This is a genomic window from Schaedlerella arabinosiphila, from assembly GCF_003885045.1.
In the GTDB taxonomy this organism is placed as follows: Bacteria; Bacillota; Clostridia; order Lachnospirales; family Lachnospiraceae; genus Schaedlerella; species Schaedlerella arabinosiphila.
Genome location: NZ_RHJS01000002.1, coordinates 4,944,188 through 4,960,959 on the forward strand (window position 1 = coordinate 4,944,188; position 16,772 = coordinate 4,960,959).

Genomic DNA, 16,772 nt, shown 5'->3' on the forward strand with positions numbered 1-16,772 from the left:
TCTTCATACCCATGTGCTTTATTTTATACTGTAGGTTCTTTCCTTCCAAAGAAAGAAGCAGACGCATGCGCATTTTTTACCGGGTATGTATCATACTGGTGATTTTGTTCCTGCTCCGGTATTTCTGTGATAAATTTATTTTTACCGCAATCAACTATCCGAGATTTACAGACAGCGGCCTGTTTCCTCTAATCCAGGCAGTATTTTATCCGGAAATATGATAGCGGACAGCAAGCTTTTTTAGCAAATTAAATTTTCAGGCAAGGAAGGATAAGAAAATCATAAGGTGATTGGGATCTGACAAAAATCCCTTTCCTACATAAAATCGCATATGAAAGCATCCAAAATAAGCATTGGAAGGTTCTGCATCAGCACAATTTTTCAGTGCTTATTCTTTTACTTTATTACATTAACGTATTAACTGGAGGAAATTGGGGAAAAGTCCCAAATTGGCACCTGTTTTTACTCTTGACTTATAGGAATCCCTTGTCAATTTACTTATAATATACGTATATAAAACGTAAGAATTGTTATTTTTAAGTATTTTATACATATACAAAACGTAAGAGAGGTGAACATTTATGAAAAAACAGACAATACGCTGCCCATACTGCGGCAGTCCTGCAATCTTAAAAGATGCTTCCTATATATATGGCCATCATTCATCCGGGGGGAGGGTCTATGTATGCAGCCGCTTTCCGGCCTGTGATTCCTATGTAGGCGTCCATCAGGGGACATCCTTACCGAAAGGCTCCCTGGCGAACCGTACGCTCCGTAAGAAACGCATCCAGGCACATCAGATTTTCGACCAGCTCTGGAGAAAGGGGATCTTCAGCCGCGAAGAGGCTTACCGGTGGATTGGAGATAAATTCTGTCTGCAAACGCGTCAGGCACATATCGGGAATTTCAGCGATTATATGTGCGACCAGCTGATACAGGAAGCTTCCAAAGTTCTACAGAATAACCTCATACCGCTTGGTATGGCCGGATAAAGGAGGGATACCATGGATGGAATCATGAGTTATGAACAGAAACAGCTTGTAACCACTCATTTAAGCCTTGTTCCCCGGATGGTGCGGGCACTTACCAGAAGCTTTTCCCATCTGTCTCAGGATGAGTTTGACGAGCTGACACAGACCGGATATCTTGCCCTGTGCAATGCCGCCATGAAATGCAGTCCCACACAGCCGTTCCCGCCATATGCAAGGGCGGCAATCCGGAATGCCATTTATGATTACTGGCGGGACTGCGGAAAACGTAAAAGCGCGTTCTGCTCTCTGGATGCAATCCTTACTGCCGAAGATGGCAGTACCTATGAACCGGAATTTATGCTCTGTAAAACAGACGCACTGTCCCCAGAACAGGCGGTGCTGTCGAAAGAATCCGACTCTTACCTGAAGAGACTGGAATGTGCAGGCAGTAATCACCTGAAAAAAGGGATTATCTCACTCCGTCTCCAGCAGAGCGGATACACCAGCGCGGAAGTGGCAAAGCTCTACAAAGTCCCTTCCAACCATGTCCGGGCATGGCAGAGCAAAGCAAGGAAACAGTTGAGAGAAGATCAGGAATTATATGCACTTTTAGCGTAATTCTAACGGAAAACACATGAAAAGAGGAGGTACTTTTTATGCTGACATTATACACCGCAATCGGAAACTTAAAAATCAAAAGGGATGAGATGGGAAATCCAGTACCGGTAGTCATCAATAACAGGCAGGAATATGGATTATCCGAACATGAACTTGTACTGTGGAGCTGTCTTGCTTTCCAGATCCTACAGATCTATGAACTGGAGAAGGCGTATAGCAAACGGCTTGCAGATTCCGGCCGCCCGGAAGGACTTTCCTTTTCCCATTACTTAAACCGCCTGCTTCTGCGGGGACTGATCGTAAAGGGTGACGGGCTGACCGGCGTGGACGCCCTGTACCGGCTCCTTGGAAAACTGCATATCCAGCCGATTACTGACCATTTTTCGGTACGGCTCTTCACCTGCATCCAGCTCTATCTGGAGGGGAAAATAAGGTTTCGTGATTTCGGGCGGTATCTGAGGAAAGAGAAATGCGATCCAATGGAAGATACTGTCCTGGAACTCGCTAAAGCGACGGAACTTACCACCGCAGAACTGCTCGCCTGTGTAGAACAGGGGGCAAAAACAAAAAACCCGAAGGAAGTATGGGATCTGCTCTATGAAGATACGGATGCGACCTACGAATCACTGGCAGATGAGGCACAGCTTCTCCACGTCCAGTATCCGGTACTGCAGGCAATCGGGAACCTATACCTTAACAAACAGATTTCATTTCAGCAGTTTTGAAAGGAGAACTATGCCAAAACCATTATTATCAAAGCTGATTGCCCAAGCGGCAGTCGGCTTTTTCTTTGCTATTAGTCATGTTTGGAATACAATTTATATCATCAAGGAAAAAATAGGACATATAATATATTAGAAAGTTGTTTCTATGATAACTGTAAACAGAAAAGAGGTTTGACATGCTTGGAAACTGGGAGTATACTTTGAACAAAAAGATAATAAGAAAGGAAAACTATCTGATGACTTTAGAAAGTATACTTAAAAATATAACTAAAAAAGAACATTGTTTTGAATTAAAAAGTAAAAATCAGACCATACGGTATATTCAAGAAAACGAATATCGCGAAGATGTATATAAATATATAGAACCTCAATTTATTGAATCATTTAGAAAAAGAATAGATAAGTCTAGATTTCTATTGTTTTCCGCACCGGGAGCGACTGGAAAAACGGCATTAGCTAAACATATTTGCTATACAAAAAATGGTATATACTGGGATTTGCCTGAAAATAAGATTGCGGAATATAGTTTTCAAGGTGCTATTGCGGAATCCGTGGGTTTTGAAAATATGAGCGATTTTATAAAAAGTATTGTAGATGGAGAAAATTTTTTAGTTATAGACGCATTTGATGAAGCAGAAGCCAGTTCAGGAAGGTCCGGTGTTGAATACTTTTTGAGGGATTTGAATGATGTAACCCAAAAAAGTAACGAAACATGCGCTATTCTTCTAGCTCGAACAGAAAGCGCAATTTTTATTAAAGACTTTATGTACAAGAATAATATTTCTTTTACACATTATGAAATTGGATATTTTGCAGAGTATAATTCTAAATTTTATATACAAAATAAATTAGAAAGAGATAAAGTTGAAATATCTACGATTGTTACTGAATGTATTGATGAGCAATTTCGTGAAATCTATAGAATTTTTCAGAATGGTAGTGCAAATGAATTTTTGGGATATGCTCCTGTTTTAGATGCGTTAGCAGCGTCATATAGCAAGGAAAAGAACACTGTTAATTTGTTAAAAAATATTACAAGCGGTGAAAATAGTTGTAATTTAATATTAAAAATCTTAGATGATTTATTGCAAAGAGAACATAACAAATTTATTAAGGCATTAAAAAATAAATTTTCAAAAATTGAAGAAGATATAGAATGGGATGTTTTATATAAAAAAGAAGAACAACTTTACCGAATTATTGGAATGATGTTATTCGAAGACACAACAATGTTTGGCGAAATAAGTGAAGCAATACCCATAGATTATAGAGACGAATATTTAGAGGTTATTAATACACAGTTACCTCAACATCCTTTTTTACGCGTAAAAAATATAGATAATAACGCGATTTATGAATTTACAGGTCCAGCATTTAAAGATTATGTAATTGCTTATGGTCTTGCTTCAAATGAAATGTCTGAATTTGTTAATGAATTTCTGGCAAATAATTCAAAATATTGTCCATCACAGATGCTTATTGAATTTTATGAGATTTTCTCTAAAAAATTGATATTAGGAGAATATATTCCATTAATGTATAACTCTTTTAAGGCGCACGCTCAATTAGGTGACATGACGGCATTATATATAAGTGGTGATAAAAAAGAATGTTATATTGAATTCAATTTAAAAAGGGAAGATAAAGATATATATAATACGACATTTTTGCTAAATGATATTGAAAAAGGTATCTATATTAGTCAACTACAAAATTGTTATATTGACATTGCTGGAAGTGTATATATTGGTAACGCTTCCGGCGAAGCAAGAATTAATAACTCTGTTATTATTTGTGATAAATTGATTTGGAGTAGTGAACAGATTTTGATTGAAGCATATTCACCAGGAGAGAGTATTTTAATTGGAAATACTTTTGAGGTATCTTCCAACATTAATCCCAGGTTTGAAATAAAAGTGGATAATAAAACAAACTTAAAAATATCGGCAAGTAATTTAGGAAATTATTATAAATTACTAAAATATAAAGATGATAATGTATTAGAATCTGAAGATGTTGGTTTTATTAATTTTTCATATATTATTAGACGTATTTTTAGTTGTTTAAGATCCCATAGTAAAGATACACCGGCAAGAAAGATGGATTTTATTGATAACAGAATTATTAATAAAAATGAGGGAAAAAGAAAAATCTTGGACTTTCTTTTAATGGAAAAGTTACTTTATACAGATGAACAGGACTGGCTATATAAATTAGATACAGACAAGTTATCGGCTTTTGGAATCACTTGGAATGATGTACGGAATGGAGATTTTACTTCATTGCAAGGATTATATAAAAAATATAATTCACAAATGTAGAAAGCATTATAACGAATTTTCAAGCTAACATGTTTTACTCTCTTTGCTATTTATAACTTTTGCTGAATTATTCGAACCTTCGGTACGTTGCCGCACACCATCTTAGCATGATTGCACGTTCGACCACTCAGACACGTAAACATAAAGTGGATGGGTTAGGGCGCAAGATGTCCGGCGATATCTTGCGCTCTAAAACAGATTCACGATCTGCTGGACTACCGTTATCTATGGCCACATCAATCCCCATGTGGCGTTTCCAGTGGACCATGCTTAGCACCGACCGAAGCAGCGCGGAGACCTTGAACCCAATATCTCCGGCTTGAAAGGCCGGTGTCCTGACCTTTTAAACTAGGGGACCCTACTGCAGGCTTTCACCTGCATATTTTATCTATTTTCTTCATGCACCTATCTGCATCGGAATTACTGTATTTACCACCAAAATATCATCCAGGCTTACCTGAAGCACTGCTGCAAGTACGACCAGATTATCTATGGATGGTAACGCTGCGCTTTGCTGCCACTTGTATATCGCTTGCGGTGTGGCAAATCCGAAAATATTCTGCAAATCCTTTACTGATAAGTTTGCCTGCTTCCTCAACCTGTTAATGTTCTTTCCTGTCCGTATCATATTTATTGTCGGCAGATCCATGTTCATTCACCTCCTGTCATTTTACAAATATCCAGGCGGTACTGCCCCATGTGAGATTCGAACTCACGGCCGCTCGATTAAAAGTCGAGTGCTCTGCCAGCTGAGCTAATGGAGCGTGTACAGAAAACCTTCCGTTGGAATTTTCTGCTTTCTAAGACAAAAAATACCGCCTACCTCATACAAGATAAGTGGCATCTGATATCCATGTTTTTATCTGTCAGTCTCCTGTATAGAAAGACAGCTTTTTAATCACACAGTTATTTTCCGTTTTCTTACCTTACATGAGCGTACCAAAATCAAACCCTGCTTTTTTTCTTTACTGTGCAGCGTCTCATAATGTTCACTATTCAGGCAATATACGAAATTAACTGTTGTCATGATTCTTTCCTTTCTGGACTTATTTTCGTCCGCTTTATTTTTATCTGTACTCACTATATCACCAATATCACGCTTTGTCATTATACTGGTAATATATTCTTTTATAAACTTATGCTCAAAGGACCAAATAAAATTTCCCCATATCTTCATATCTTCTTCATTTCAAACATTTCTGTTATCTCGTCATTACATTCGTCGATATCATCTGGAATCTTATATTTCCCATTTGCAATTCCCAAAATCCGTTTCGCATCAGTTTCGGATAAATGCTTGTACAATAACTCTGCCTGTTCTTTTAATTCTGTCATCCTTTCAAGCCTCTTGCCTGCCTGTCCATGTCTTCCACAACAATATCATAAATTTCTCCCAGGGAAGCACAATATTCCAACACCTCCCAGGGTTCATTTGTATGGGAATGGATTTTTATTAATTCCTCGTCCCCAACCACCAGCAGACAATCCCCCTTAAAGTTCTCCGTAAAATATTCACTTATCACATCTTCATCAAGGCCTTCTCCTTCAATCAATAATTGCGTATCATACCGAAATTCTAACATCTGTTCAACCACCCTTCCTGTCCTGATTACTTAAAATAGAGTTCACATAATTCCTTTTCGCCCTTATCCGCATCATCATGATCACCCTTTTCTCCTATGCCTTCCAGGCTGGCATATGCCTCCATTAGCTGCTCATATGAAGCATACGGTTCCAGTCCGAGCTCTTCCCATGTCGTTCCATAAGGCATGCCCCCACTTGTATATCCTGCAATAAAGGCAAACCTGTCATCCGAATCTGCATACAAAAAAGCTTCTTCTTCCATCAGCTTCTGTCTTTTTTTCGCATGTTTCTGCCGGATCCGTTCCTCCTCGCTGCGCTTTACAGCCTCCAGATACTCCTGTGTAAATTCCACGCCTATCGCCTGAAGGTCAGAAAGCGCTGTATTGATATCAACGTGGAACCGCTTCCGGTAATTCCTTGCCATATGCTTCGGTGTCCCATTATAAGTCAGAATCCATTGTCTTGCTTTTTGTAAACGTATTTCTTTTCTCATCGTTTTCGATGAACCCTTATTTTTTCTTCCCATAATCACCACTGTTTGAATTCCAGTTCCACTCTTGCAATTTCTTCTACTTCATGTATTGATTTTTCATATGACCATAACGGAAGTACCTGCACCAATCAGGACAAAGCCAAACAGAGATTTCGCTGGCTTATTTCATGTTCAACAAAAATTCTTCAGGACTATATACTGTTAGAGCTGCCTTTTTATAGTCGCCAAGGTTTCTTGTAACAATACAGTCCATTTCCTCACGGATCGCAGATTCTGTCATAACTGCATCCTCAAAGTCCGAAAGATTGGACGATATTGCCTTACGGCAGTCCATTCCAGCCGTGTCCAGTAATCCAAACAGGCAAAACAGCTTGTTTAGAATTTGTCTGGTTTCTTGATCGCTATGTGTGCATCTATGTGTGAGATAGTAAATATCAGTAACAGATTTAGCAGTCAGGAATCCTTCAAACTGCTTATTTGCCGCTCCCAGAAATATCTCCTGGGCCTCCTTAAAGAAAGGCTCCCGGCTCTGCAGTGCATCAATCACAATACAGGTATCTATCAATGCTCTCATATTTTATTTCGCCTTTCTTCCTGAGCTTCTTCAAGTGTCATTTCAGCAGGTACGCTGCCAAATAATGACTGTGCCATGCTGACCCGGTCCTGAAATGGATTCGTCAGTTTTGCAACTATTTTCCCGTTCTTTGTAATAAAAACATCTTCTTTTTCTGCAAGAAGCAGATACTTGCCAAGATTAAGCTTTAATTCTGTAGCCGTAATAGACATTGTGAATCCCTCCTTCATCTCATATTACTTTTATTATATCCTATTTGAACGATTCCAACAATAAAATCGTTCGAAATTATCATATTTTACTCTTCACTTAGCCAAAAATCTATATATAGAATTTATTCCATTGACTATCGCTATATCTTGTGTTATTATAATCATGTATTTAAGTTTTTGTGTTATCCCACATCGGGAGTCTGGACCATTCCTCCAGAGCACACGCGAGTTTAAGTTTGGAAATCAGAGTCATTAGGATAGCCGCACCCTGCGGTCGTTTAATGGCTCTTTTTTTATTTTTTAGGAAAATCAAGTTATATACAGTAAAAACCCCGTAAACACTGGGTTTTAGAGGTTTTAAAACAACAAAATCTGACGTATTTACTACCGATTTACAACTTTTGAAAGAGTCTTGATATGACAAACAAAATCGAATAATTTTTAAAATCTAAGAGCAAAAACAGCACCGGATTTTCCAAAGAGATTCTTCGAATGAGTCTCACGTGTGCTGTTTTTTCGATTTTATCCTAGATTCTCATGCGTTCATGTTTCCAAAAAGTAGGATATTTATTGTGTAATATGCCGAAAATAAAGGTGAGCTTCGAAAATCACTTTGAAAAAGAGGATAAAATTGTTATTATATATCTATAAATTTTAAAGGGAGGACATAGTATGAATAGTCTTACAGAAGAACAAAAATGTGAGGTAAGAAAAGAAATCGAATCTGTTCTGCGCAAGAAAACGAGAGAGGTTCTTGATGAAGTGGAGAAAAAATGTCCATTTGCTAACAGGCACCAAATAAGTGGTGTTTTGTCAGGAATGAACACAAATAAAATTATAAAATGTGACGAACAGAAATATTCTTATTTTATGGGTGATGAATAATCCTGCCTTGATAGTTTGCAAATTGGAAAGCCAAGAAATTGCCAGAAAATATATTGTGTAGTCGAAGGCTGTAAAACAGCAGACTATCTCATTTCCTCTTGACCGTCTTATATCCTATATTATGGAATGTGTCAAGGACATGCCGTTATGCGGTGCGAAGCATCCTTGATACATACCGTAATATAGGATATACTGCCCGGAGAGGAAAGACTTTTACTTTCATTCCACCTATTGATAGATTAAAGCTATGTTATAGAATGTACAGTATGCAACAGACAAATTCCCCCTATGGGAGAGGGCATAGGGGCAAAAAATTTTGCTCGAGTGCAAATGTGAGTTTTACATTTGCTCTCAAAATTTTTGTTTCAGGGGTGAAGGAATGGTACATAAATAATAATCTGGGTAATATGATTTTCCGTTGAAGATATTTTTGTTGAATAATTTAGCTACTACCGAATCGTTGATATAATCTATTACAATAGTTTTGTAAGGATTATATCCTTTTTTTATATCTGAATCCCATTTGTATAAATTAATTTTTAATTCTGTAGGTTGTCCGTTAATTCGGTTATGCTCTGATTCAATCCGCTTGTAGAGGTTCTCGTCGTTATAATTTCGATACACTATAACATTGATTTCCGTATCACGTCTCTCTGAATCGTCTTTCGTTGTGTATGACTGGATAAAACTGTTGTAAATTCTAAATTCTGGTAGTTCGTTGTATGATTCAATAATCAGGATAACTAAACAGGCAAACACTATAAAAGCACTTATCTTTCTTTTTTTCTTCATCATCTAAATTCCCTCCTTTCTTTTTTGTGCTTATATAGAACGTATTTAATTATACAGTAATCATATAAACACTGTCTATAGCGGATGTATTCAAATATATGATATTTGGTTATACTGTATACAAATAGGAAGAGGTGCGAATATGAAGTATCTACACATAAATATCATGGAATTGTTACAAGAGCGTGGAATCAGCAAAACAAGAATCTGTAAAGATTTAGATTTACAGAGAGGAAATTTCAACAGGTATTGTCGTGATGAATTTCAGCGATTAGATGCGAATTTATTGGTTCGTTTATGTGATTATTTCGATTGTGATATTGTGGATTTATTGGAGATAAGGGAGAAAGACTGAAAAAGCACTCCTTTTGAAGTTACAAAAACGTAGATTCTTAAAATAATTTTTAAGTAACTTAAGAATATCGTTCTCTGATATATCGGATTCTGTCATCAGTCTGTGGATTTCGCTTGGCATGTTTACCGTTCGATGCAAATTGATATCCTCCAATACATTTCCAAGAATCTTAATCATATGGTCTACAGACCATTTTGAGAACGGGATTTCGATATATGTGTCTGGTTCTTTGATATAGTCTTCAATTGCGCCGCAAAAGATATGTTGTTGATGTGTTTCTTTGTTTTCGACTACATGCCAGTCTTCAAATTCCATGTAAAATCTCCTTATCTATAAATGGTTAACAGGCTTCCAGATAGTAAATGTCTTCTTTGTCGAATGCTTCCAATATCTCGCAGACATCCTTTTCAGCCACACAAATCAGACGTTCGTCATCGATGCTATATGAAATCTGGTTTCTATCTAAAATGACTATTGCCGCCTCAAAGTCTGCAAGCCTCTCAATATAGAATTGTGACATATCGCGCCCCCTTCCGTATTACCTTAATCTGACATTTAACTTTTTAAAGATATTCATATTTAGCTGATATTCTTCACATTTATGTTCCGTCTTTTTCACTCGGACTTTGTCGCCTATTGCAAACATATCCGATATGGTCTCGATTTTCTTCCTGTTTGTGCAATATCCACTATCATAAAATGCACAGTTTAAACACATAGGTACAATCTCGACTTTACCCACTAATCGTCCAAGGCTGCAGTTGCATCCATCATCGTCTTCATAACGTTCCAAAGTGCCCCTATGGTGCCCCAAATAGTCATATCCGTCATCTTCAATGATTGTGATAGTCCGCTCCTGCCCACAGAAAATACAGCGCCTTTTTTCGTAATGTTTTCGTTCCATTTCGTCTCCCTCTTTCTATGTTATTATGGTATTCCCGAAAAAAAAAGGCACCGACATCTTTCGATGTCGGTGCCTATACGTTATGAGATATGCGTATTACTGCTTTGCGCCGCAGCCTGTGCAATATCTGTAATCTACAGTGGTCTTGCTCTCATAATGTCCCTGATCTTCCGTATGGGATCCAACCTGAACCTGTGTTGTGCGTGTTTCGGTGTGTCCGTTGTCGGGTTCACCAGCATCAAGATGTGCAATCATATGAGCATCCATTGCGGAAATATCCATAACTGCGCCACAGTTACATACCCAAACACCTGTTGTCTGTGTCTCATAATCCGGAACTGTTACCATGTTAGAAACCCACTCCTGTGTCGTTACTGTATGGTCTGCCCAAGAATGTGTGTGAACTGGTGCTTCCGGCTCTGTTACAACCGGTGCAGACGGCTTTTCTACTGGCTTCTCAACCGGTGCCGGGTTGCTTGGAACTACCGGTGCCTGTGCGTTGTTGTTCTGGTTGTTATTGTTCTGAACATTGTTGTTTCCGGCATTGTTCGGAACGTTATTGTTGCCTGTATTGCTGTTATCCGGAACGTTGTTGTTCTGAACATTGTCATTCTGACCGTTATTGTTCTCTACAGCATTGTTTTCCGTCTTATTTTCTGTCTGATTCTCTGCTTCCGGTGCCTTTACTTCGGTTTCCGTCTTTACAGACTCTGCCATATCCTTTGTTTCCTCGGATGCGTTCGGGCTGTTCTGAACGTTTTCTGCCAGCTTATCCAGTGTGTTCTTTCCAGCATCACCTTTCAGGGTATCGTCACCCTTTGCAATGGCATCCTGTGTCTTTTTTACGATGTCCTGAATCATTTCGTCAGTCACCTTGTCAGCCGGAATCTGTGTCATTTCACAGTCGATCACCATATCCTTGCCATATTCAACAGTGATTTCCTGAGCAGTGCCCATATCGAAAATCTCGTATGCAGAACCATCATGATTCAGCGGGCTGATGAACTCAACCGTATAGGTATCGTTTGCCAGAGATACGGTTGTGGAACCCTTGCCGCCCTCTGCGTCCGGTGTAATTGCGTGACAGAAGTCTACCTTGTCAGAGGTTACGTGCAGAATTGCCGGTGTGGAATCGCTGTCCCAGCCGTTGTCTACTGTTACGCTAATCTCCAAGTTATTTATTTTCTTCTCTGTTTGTTCCTTATCTGTGTCGGAACTTTTCTCTGCCGTTGTGGTTGATGCGGCTTTAGCTGTTGAATCTTTTGATGAACCGCATCCTGTAATAACTCCGCTTATGATAGTTGCCGCCAAAATCGTTATTAAAATCATTCTATTTTTCATATGTAGAATCTCCTCTTACTTTTTATTTCTTAAGTTACTTTGCTTTCTTTCACAGCAATAATTTTACTATTTGTCAGTTTACCCCCCCCCCAAAGCATTGTCAATATTTAACATTTATATTTTTTTGTATTTATTATACCGATTTTTATCGGTATATTCAAGTCTATTTTAAAAACTTACAATAAGTAATAGGAAGGTGGTGTGATATGATATCTTATGAACCTCTATGGAAAACAATGAAAGAAAAAGGTGTCACTACATATACACTGATTAAAAAGTATGATGTACAGTCAAAAACAGTCTATAATCTAAAGCATAATAAACACGTTACTACTGCAACATTAGAAAGATTGTGCGAAATATTGGAATGTACTCCTAATGAGATATTAGAATTTACAGAATATATAAAGTAATAAGGGGATGATACCATTTTAGGAATTATCCTCTTATTTACTTTTAGCTGGAAATATTTTACTTGTGAACTTTACTTGCGTTATATAAGAACCGAAAAAACTTCATTAAAAAAGATAGGATTATGATATATTTTTAATCCTATCTTTTCTCTATCTTATCAATCTTCAATTTTCGATCAATTTTTTACTCCCCCTGTTTTGCATACGCAAAACAGGTTTTCTTGGGGCTACGCCCCAGCCCCATCCTATTCTTGAAAAAATAAACTCGACAACTGACCTGACTGTTATCATTTATCCTTACAGGTTAAATATAGCAATTTTTGAAAAAGTTTGTCAAGTGCTATTTTTCAAATTTAATAAAATTTTAATAAATACCATCATTATACACTTATAGCAATTCCGGAAACGCTCACAAAGTCGAATGATGGAGAAAGGAGTGATATTTATGACTTAAAGACAATAACAGTAATAAATTCCGAAAAAACTCGCAGTTGCAAATGCGGGTTTTTTTGTTGTATCAAGTGACCTAAAAATATGTTGCAACTATCAAAATATCGCAGGCCTGCACTAATCTAAAGAAAGGATTAAAGTGCGCACTTTACAATTTTGTAAAGACATGAACAAAAAAGCATGGACAACGAAAGAGTTAAACGAGGAATTAAAACATGACTATATCACAGATAAAGAACTCAACCAAGTAAATTACTACGAGTACATAGAAAATGTCCTAAAAAATATTGAAAATATACGAAAAAAACGATTAAAAGAGTTAAAAAGCTCAAACGGTATAAACGAGCATTACACACAAAAAGACGTGGCTAAAAGAGCAGGTGTCAGTATAACTACCTATAAAAATTATATGAGTCGTAAAAGCTATAATATTAGTCTGATGACAGTGCTCAAAATAGCACATGTTTTGCGCTGTGACTTAAATGATATACTTCCCGTTGACCAATATAAGAAATAAAAAAATATAAAAAGTATAAAAAAATAAATATGGCCATTTAATTGGCCATTGTATGACTTATCTTCGTTTTAGAAAGGAGGTGAAACATATGTCAATACAAAATAGTTGGATATTTAAAAACACTACATTTGATACAGATACGTAGCTGAAAATGACAACAAATATCTTTCAAATTGTAAATTAAAAATATTAAGAAAGGAACTTAAGTTATGAAAGAAATAGTAAATGACACAGCAATTGCAAATAGTGTAACTGCTACAGAAACTATGAAGTGGGAAAGCACCGTGAATGCTGTAAAAAAAATCGATTACATGAATGTTAGGATAAAAGATTTATTATCCCAGATTGAATTACAGTCTGCAATAAGCAGTCATGTTTGTGTACCTGATGAAATGTTTATTAAAAAGGTAAGTAAACCTTCAACAGATCACCACACACAAAAAATCGAATTTATATACGGGAAAAGTATCATGGATGCAATGCATGGACAAGGTACTATATATGATGAAACGGATAAACAATTTTTAGATCCGGTTCATGCAATCAACAAAAAATATAAGATTGTTGAATATGAACTCGCAATGAACTCAAATATGGTAGGTAAAAATTTTCAGGGTTACAGTGCTACAGGTCTAAAGCTACTTATCAAAAAATTAGAGGAGGTAAAATAAGATGCATAAATTAAAACTAAAGACAGATGGCAGTGTAATAGCTGCCATCAAACAAAGTATATTAGTTATAGCATTATTATTTATAATTTTACCAATTTTTATTTTCTGGGACGGCGTAACAGCTATCCCAGAATTAAATGAGATACTATACGATATGCTTATTGTAGGTATCTTTTTACTGTTGAATTACAGTATATTAATTTTTTTGTTATCAAGATATTCACCTGTTAAGATTTTAAAAATAAGAAAGCAAATAATTAATTTTACTAGATTATTTTTAAAATCAGAAACAGATGGCCTATTGATTCATTCCGTCAAATGGATATACGGGATAAAAGGCAGAAAAACTATAATTGACTTATATTTCAATGGGTTAGTTAAAGATTCTGCCGAGATAGGCAGAAAACTATCCGAGTATTTAGGCTTACCAATGCTTAAATATGAGGAGTCCGATGGTAAAGCCAGATATATATTTGCTAATCCGCCGAAACGCTATGACGGAATTATGCTAATAGGAAAAGGTATACCGAATGAATATAAAGGCGATTATAAGCCGGATGTGAGTTATGAACCAATACCGATCTATGACAATATAATTTGGAATTATAACAGCGAAGCATTACACATTTTATTAATCGCCCCGTCCGGCGCAGGAAAAAGCCAGTTTTTACGCTATCTGGGCGGGATGGTACTTAGGCGTCAGCACATGTTACATGTAATAGATGCCAAAAATTCCGATCTTGGCAGATTATTCCGCCATATTGGTGTGGGAGTAGCCGTAGAAACGGATGAGATTATCAAAATGCTCACAAAAATTGTGAATGAAATGAATGAAAGATACTCAAAATATTTTGCGGCTGATAATGCGGATATAGACGCAAATTTCACTTCGCTTGGATTAAAAGGAGAAATACTTATTTTTGACGAAGTTCTGGCGGCTCTGGGAGAGGCTGACAAAAAACAGAAAGCGGAAATTGAGCGGTTACTGGGACAATTAGCCCTGAAAGGCAGAGCCGTAGGTATTTCTCTCGTGATTACGGCGCAAAAATTAAATGCAACGGATTTACCTAAGTCGATAACAGAGCAATGCCAGACTCGTATTATTTTGGGGGCTGTGGTGTCAGACGAAACATTTCACCAGGCAACAGGATATTATAAAAAAGACATTGCAGGCGCTTATAAAGGCGGAGTCGGTAAAGGTTACGCAATTACGCCTAAATCAGACGGATTGGCGTATATCGAGACGCCGCAGATGCCGGAGAAAACAAGCGACTACATAATGTTATTTAAAGAATTAAGGGATAGGGGGACGCCATATGGGGAAGGTCGCTAAGATGTTATATATAATTGTGCAGGATAACGGAGAGACTTGTGTTATCAGTACGGATAAAAGGCAGATGGCCCGATGGTATGCATTGGACTATCTGCGTGATAAGCCTAAACTGACAGAAAAAGGCTACAGAGCAGTTGTATCTGACGGCTTTTATTTCTCTCCTGCCTTTCGAAAAAAGAAATAATACTGATCCGCCTGTTATGCGCAGTATTGCGGCGTTTTCCACAATCGCATATTGCAATGTCGATCATTGCGTATGGTGGGGCATGGCGCATGGGGTGGCTTGCCGCCACATGCGCTGTGCCACTGCAGATACGCAATAATTGGGATTGCGAATATGCGATAAATAATAACAACCGCACTACTGCGCATAATAGGCAGGACAGGCAACATTGCCTTACTTGACATTAGGCAATGTTGCGACGTAAAGCATCAAATTACAAAATATGTTGGAGACATAAATATGAAAATTACGCTTCCTCCACTAAATGATACCAGAGAATACAACCGGAAAACAACTGACTATGGCAACGGGATGATAGAAATAGTTGCTTACCATCAACCAAAGGAAACATATATAGGAGAAAGGCCACCATCATCTAAAAATAAGCCTAAATTATCCGATGAAGAACAGGAAAAACGAACCCGTAGTCAAATTCATGCCATCAGGAGACGGATAAAAGGCTATGCTTTAATTAATGATTTTGAATGGTTTGTTACACTGACTCTCGATCCCCAAAAAGTAAACAGTTTTAATTATGACGTTTCAAAAACAGTTCTGCTAAAATGGTGTCGGTCAATGCGTGATAAATATGGGAAATTTAACTATCTGCTTATTCCGGAATTACATAAATCAGGTGCAATTCATTTTCACGGCTTACTCGGAAAAATTCCAAATGAAAACTTTGTACAGGCAGTTAACCCTAAGACAAATATACCCGTAGTAAGAAACGGCCGACAAGTATATAATCTGACAGACTGGAAACATGGATTCAGCGATTGTGAAAAATTAGAAAACTCAGAAAAGGCATCATCATATATAACCAAATATATAACTTCCGCTTTGTTGACTGATAAAGATATGTATGGGAAAAAAAGATACTTTAACTCACAAGGTTTAAAAAAGCCAAAAGTATCTTTTAGCATGGAAGATAATACTAAATTAAATGATTTTATTCCTAATTTTGGTATTGTTGGAACGGATAGTGATGGTAAAAATTATGTAGATGTCGGTTTATACAAACTTACTACAGACAGAGAAACAGGTGCACTAATCCAAAAAGATACGAATTATGTAATTAGAGCAAAGAATGAATATAAGTAGAAAGGAGGTGTTTTCATGATCGATATAAACGTACCTATCAGCGAAAAATACATGCTGACAATGAAAGAAGCCTCCGTATATTTTGGTATCGGTGAAAACAAATTGCGTCGTTTTGCGGAAGAAAGCAAAAATGCGAAATGGCTATTTATGAATGGAAACCGTATACAAATAAAGCGGAAACAATTCGAAAAAATATTGGATGAAGTTGATACTATTTAATGCAAAAAGAGCCAAGATGTGCTATAATATAAGTAAGTCATATCAAGGCTCTTTCCAATTATGGAAGGAG

24 protein-coding genes and 1 tRNA gene are annotated in these 16,772 nt (G+C 37.2%); 13 read left to right on the top strand and 12 right to left on the bottom strand.

Annotation, left to right across the window (positions count from 1 at the left end):
- The first annotated feature begins 581 nt into the window (after positions 1 to 581).
- From EBB54_RS23335 to EBB54_RS23350, 5 genes are read left to right on the top strand one after another with little or no spacing between them, the layout of a single operon-like run.
- The gene (locus tag EBB54_RS23335) at positions 582 to 992 is read left to right on the top strand and encodes a zinc-finger-containing protein (protein WP_125129188.1); all 411 of its coding nucleotides are present in this window, start codon (positions 582 to 584) and stop codon (positions 990 to 992) included.
- A 12-nt stretch (positions 993 to 1,004) separates the two neighbouring features.
- Entirely contained in the window at positions 1,005 to 1,589 is a 585-nt protein-coding gene (locus tag EBB54_RS23340; RefSeq protein WP_125129189.1) for a sigma-70 family RNA polymerase sigma factor, read from the top strand.
- A 38-nt stretch (positions 1,590 to 1,627) separates the two neighbouring features.
- Positions 1,628 to 2,314 carry a cell division protein gene (locus tag EBB54_RS23345; protein ID WP_125129190.1) on the top strand — a complete coding sequence of 229 codons (687 nt, stop codon included), beginning with the start codon at positions 1,628 to 1,630 and terminating at the stop codon, positions 2,312 to 2,314.
- Between the two features lie 10 nt (positions 2,315 to 2,324).
- A complete protein-coding gene (locus EBB54_RS31675) occupies positions 2,325 to 2,447 on the top strand; it encodes a hypothetical protein (RefSeq protein ID WP_279229980.1) in 123 nt (40 codons plus the stop codon).
- Between the two features lie 43 nt (positions 2,448 to 2,490).
- Positions 2,491 to 4,635, top strand: coding sequence for a hypothetical protein (locus EBB54_RS23350; RefSeq protein ID WP_125129191.1), 2,145 nt, complete (start codon positions 2,491 to 2,493; stop codon positions 4,633 to 4,635).
- Positions 4,636 to 5,032: 397 nt separating this feature from the next.
- Here the strand turns inward: EBB54_RS23350 and EBB54_RS23355 are convergent, their stop codons facing one another.
- From EBB54_RS23355 to EBB54_RS23380, 7 genes are all read right to left on the bottom strand, one after another.
- Positions 5,033 to 5,284 (bottom strand): helix-turn-helix domain-containing protein, encoded by a 252-nt coding sequence (locus EBB54_RS23355; RefSeq protein WP_243127784.1) that lies wholly within the window; start codon positions 5,282 to 5,284, stop codon positions 5,033 to 5,035.
- 42 nt (positions 5,285 to 5,326) lie between these two features.
- A tRNA-Lys gene (locus EBB54_RS23360) sits at positions 5,327 to 5,399 on the bottom strand.
- Between the two features lie 409 nt (positions 5,400 to 5,808).
- Positions 5,809 to 5,970, bottom strand: coding sequence for a hypothetical protein (locus EBB54_RS30600; protein ID WP_170178105.1), 162 nt, complete (start codon positions 5,968 to 5,970; stop codon positions 5,809 to 5,811).
- Positions 5,967 to 6,218, bottom strand: a complete 252-nt coding sequence (locus EBB54_RS23365; protein ID WP_125129192.1) for a kinase to dihydroxyacetone kinase — start codon at positions 6,216 to 6,218, stop codon at positions 5,967 to 5,969. Before EBB54_RS23365 ends, EBB54_RS30600 begins: the two co-directional genes overlap by 4 nt.
- A 26-nt stretch (positions 6,219 to 6,244) precedes the next feature.
- Entirely contained in the window at positions 6,245 to 6,712 is a 468-nt protein-coding gene (locus EBB54_RS23370) for a hypothetical protein (protein ID WP_148099396.1), read from the bottom strand.
- A gap of 160 nt (positions 6,713 to 6,872) precedes the next feature.
- The gene (locus EBB54_RS23375) at positions 6,873 to 7,286 is read right to left on the bottom strand and encodes a PIN domain-containing protein (protein WP_125129194.1); all 414 of its coding nucleotides are present in this window, start codon (positions 7,284 to 7,286) and stop codon (positions 6,873 to 6,875) included.
- Positions 7,283 to 7,498, bottom strand: coding sequence for a type II toxin-antitoxin system Phd/YefM family antitoxin (locus EBB54_RS23380; protein ID WP_125129195.1), 216 nt, complete (start codon positions 7,496 to 7,498; stop codon positions 7,283 to 7,285). The genes EBB54_RS23375 and EBB54_RS23380 overlap by 4 nt, the downstream gene beginning before the upstream one ends.
- A gap of 672 nt (positions 7,499 to 8,170) precedes the next feature.
- On the opposite strand from EBB54_RS23380, the gene EBB54_RS23390 reads away from it, so the two are divergent.
- Positions 8,171 to 8,383, top strand: coding sequence for a hypothetical protein (locus EBB54_RS23390; RefSeq protein WP_125129196.1), 213 nt, complete (start codon positions 8,171 to 8,173; stop codon positions 8,381 to 8,383).
- A gap of 351 nt (positions 8,384 to 8,734) precedes the next feature.
- Here EBB54_RS23390 and EBB54_RS23395 read toward each other — a convergent pair whose 3' ends face one another.
- Positions 8,735 to 9,178: a hypothetical protein gene (locus EBB54_RS23395; RefSeq protein ID WP_125129197.1), complete on the bottom strand. Its 444-nt coding sequence runs from the start codon at positions 9,176 to 9,178 to the stop codon at positions 8,735 to 8,737.
- 163 nt (positions 9,179 to 9,341) lie between these two features.
- Here EBB54_RS23395 and EBB54_RS23400 point away from each other — a divergent pair, with 163 nt between their 5' ends.
- Positions 9,342 to 9,530: a helix-turn-helix domain-containing protein gene (locus EBB54_RS23400; protein WP_243127785.1), complete on the top strand. Its 189-nt coding sequence runs from the start codon at positions 9,342 to 9,344 to the stop codon at positions 9,528 to 9,530.
- Here the strand turns inward: EBB54_RS23400 and EBB54_RS23405 are convergent.
- From EBB54_RS23405 to EBB54_RS23420, 4 genes are all read right to left on the bottom strand, one after another.
- A complete protein-coding gene (locus tag EBB54_RS23405; RefSeq protein WP_125129198.1) occupies positions 9,504 to 9,845 on the bottom strand; it encodes a hypothetical protein in 342 nt (113 codons plus the stop codon). The two genes, EBB54_RS23400 and EBB54_RS23405, sit on opposite strands and share 27 nt — an antisense overlap.
- A gap of 25 nt (positions 9,846 to 9,870) precedes the next feature.
- A complete protein-coding gene (locus EBB54_RS23410) occupies positions 9,871 to 10,050 on the bottom strand; it encodes a hypothetical protein (protein WP_125129199.1) in 180 nt (59 codons plus the stop codon).
- Positions 10,051 to 10,068: 18 nt separating this feature from the next.
- Positions 10,069 to 10,434: a hypothetical protein gene (locus tag EBB54_RS23415; protein WP_125129200.1), complete on the bottom strand. Its 366-nt coding sequence runs from the start codon at positions 10,432 to 10,434 to the stop codon at positions 10,069 to 10,071.
- 96 nt (positions 10,435 to 10,530) lie between these two features.
- Positions 10,531 to 11,775 (bottom strand): hypothetical protein, encoded by a 1,245-nt coding sequence (locus EBB54_RS23420; RefSeq protein ID WP_125129201.1) that lies wholly within the window; start codon positions 11,773 to 11,775, stop codon positions 10,531 to 10,533.
- Positions 11,776 to 11,981: 206 nt separating this feature from the next.
- Between EBB54_RS23420 and EBB54_RS23425 the strand changes: the two genes are divergently transcribed.
- The 6 genes from EBB54_RS23425 to EBB54_RS23455 all read left to right on the top strand — a co-directional run bounded on the left by EBB54_RS23425 (position 11,982) and on the right by EBB54_RS23455 (position 16,702).
- Positions 11,982 to 12,188 carry a helix-turn-helix domain-containing protein gene (locus tag EBB54_RS23425; RefSeq protein WP_125129202.1) on the top strand — a complete coding sequence of 69 codons (207 nt, stop codon included), beginning with the start codon at positions 11,982 to 11,984 and terminating at the stop codon, positions 12,186 to 12,188.
- A 616-nt stretch (positions 12,189 to 12,804) separates the two neighbouring features.
- Positions 12,805 to 13,155, top strand: a complete 351-nt coding sequence (locus tag EBB54_RS23430; RefSeq protein WP_148099397.1) for a helix-turn-helix domain-containing protein — start codon at positions 12,805 to 12,807, stop codon at positions 13,153 to 13,155.
- Between the two features lie 209 nt (positions 13,156 to 13,364).
- On the top strand, positions 13,365 to 13,826 hold the full coding sequence (locus tag EBB54_RS23435) for a hypothetical protein (protein ID WP_125129204.1): 462 nt from the start codon (positions 13,365 to 13,367) through the stop codon (positions 13,824 to 13,826).
- A gap of 1 nt (position 13,827) precedes the next feature.
- The gene (locus tag EBB54_RS30815; RefSeq protein WP_205128765.1) at positions 13,828 to 15,159 is read left to right on the top strand and encodes a P-loop NTPase family protein; all 1,332 of its coding nucleotides are present in this window, start codon (positions 13,828 to 13,830) and stop codon (positions 15,157 to 15,159) included.
- Between the two features lie 463 nt (positions 15,160 to 15,622).
- The gene (locus EBB54_RS23450; protein ID WP_125129206.1) at positions 15,623 to 16,483 is read left to right on the top strand and encodes a rolling circle replication-associated protein; all 861 of its coding nucleotides are present in this window, start codon (positions 15,623 to 15,625) and stop codon (positions 16,481 to 16,483) included.
- A 15-nt stretch (positions 16,484 to 16,498) separates the two neighbouring features.
- Positions 16,499 to 16,702: an excisionase gene (locus EBB54_RS23455; protein WP_125129207.1), complete on the top strand. Its 204-nt coding sequence runs from the start codon at positions 16,499 to 16,501 to the stop codon at positions 16,700 to 16,702.
- The last annotated feature ends 70 nt before the right edge of the window (positions 16,703 to 16,772 follow it).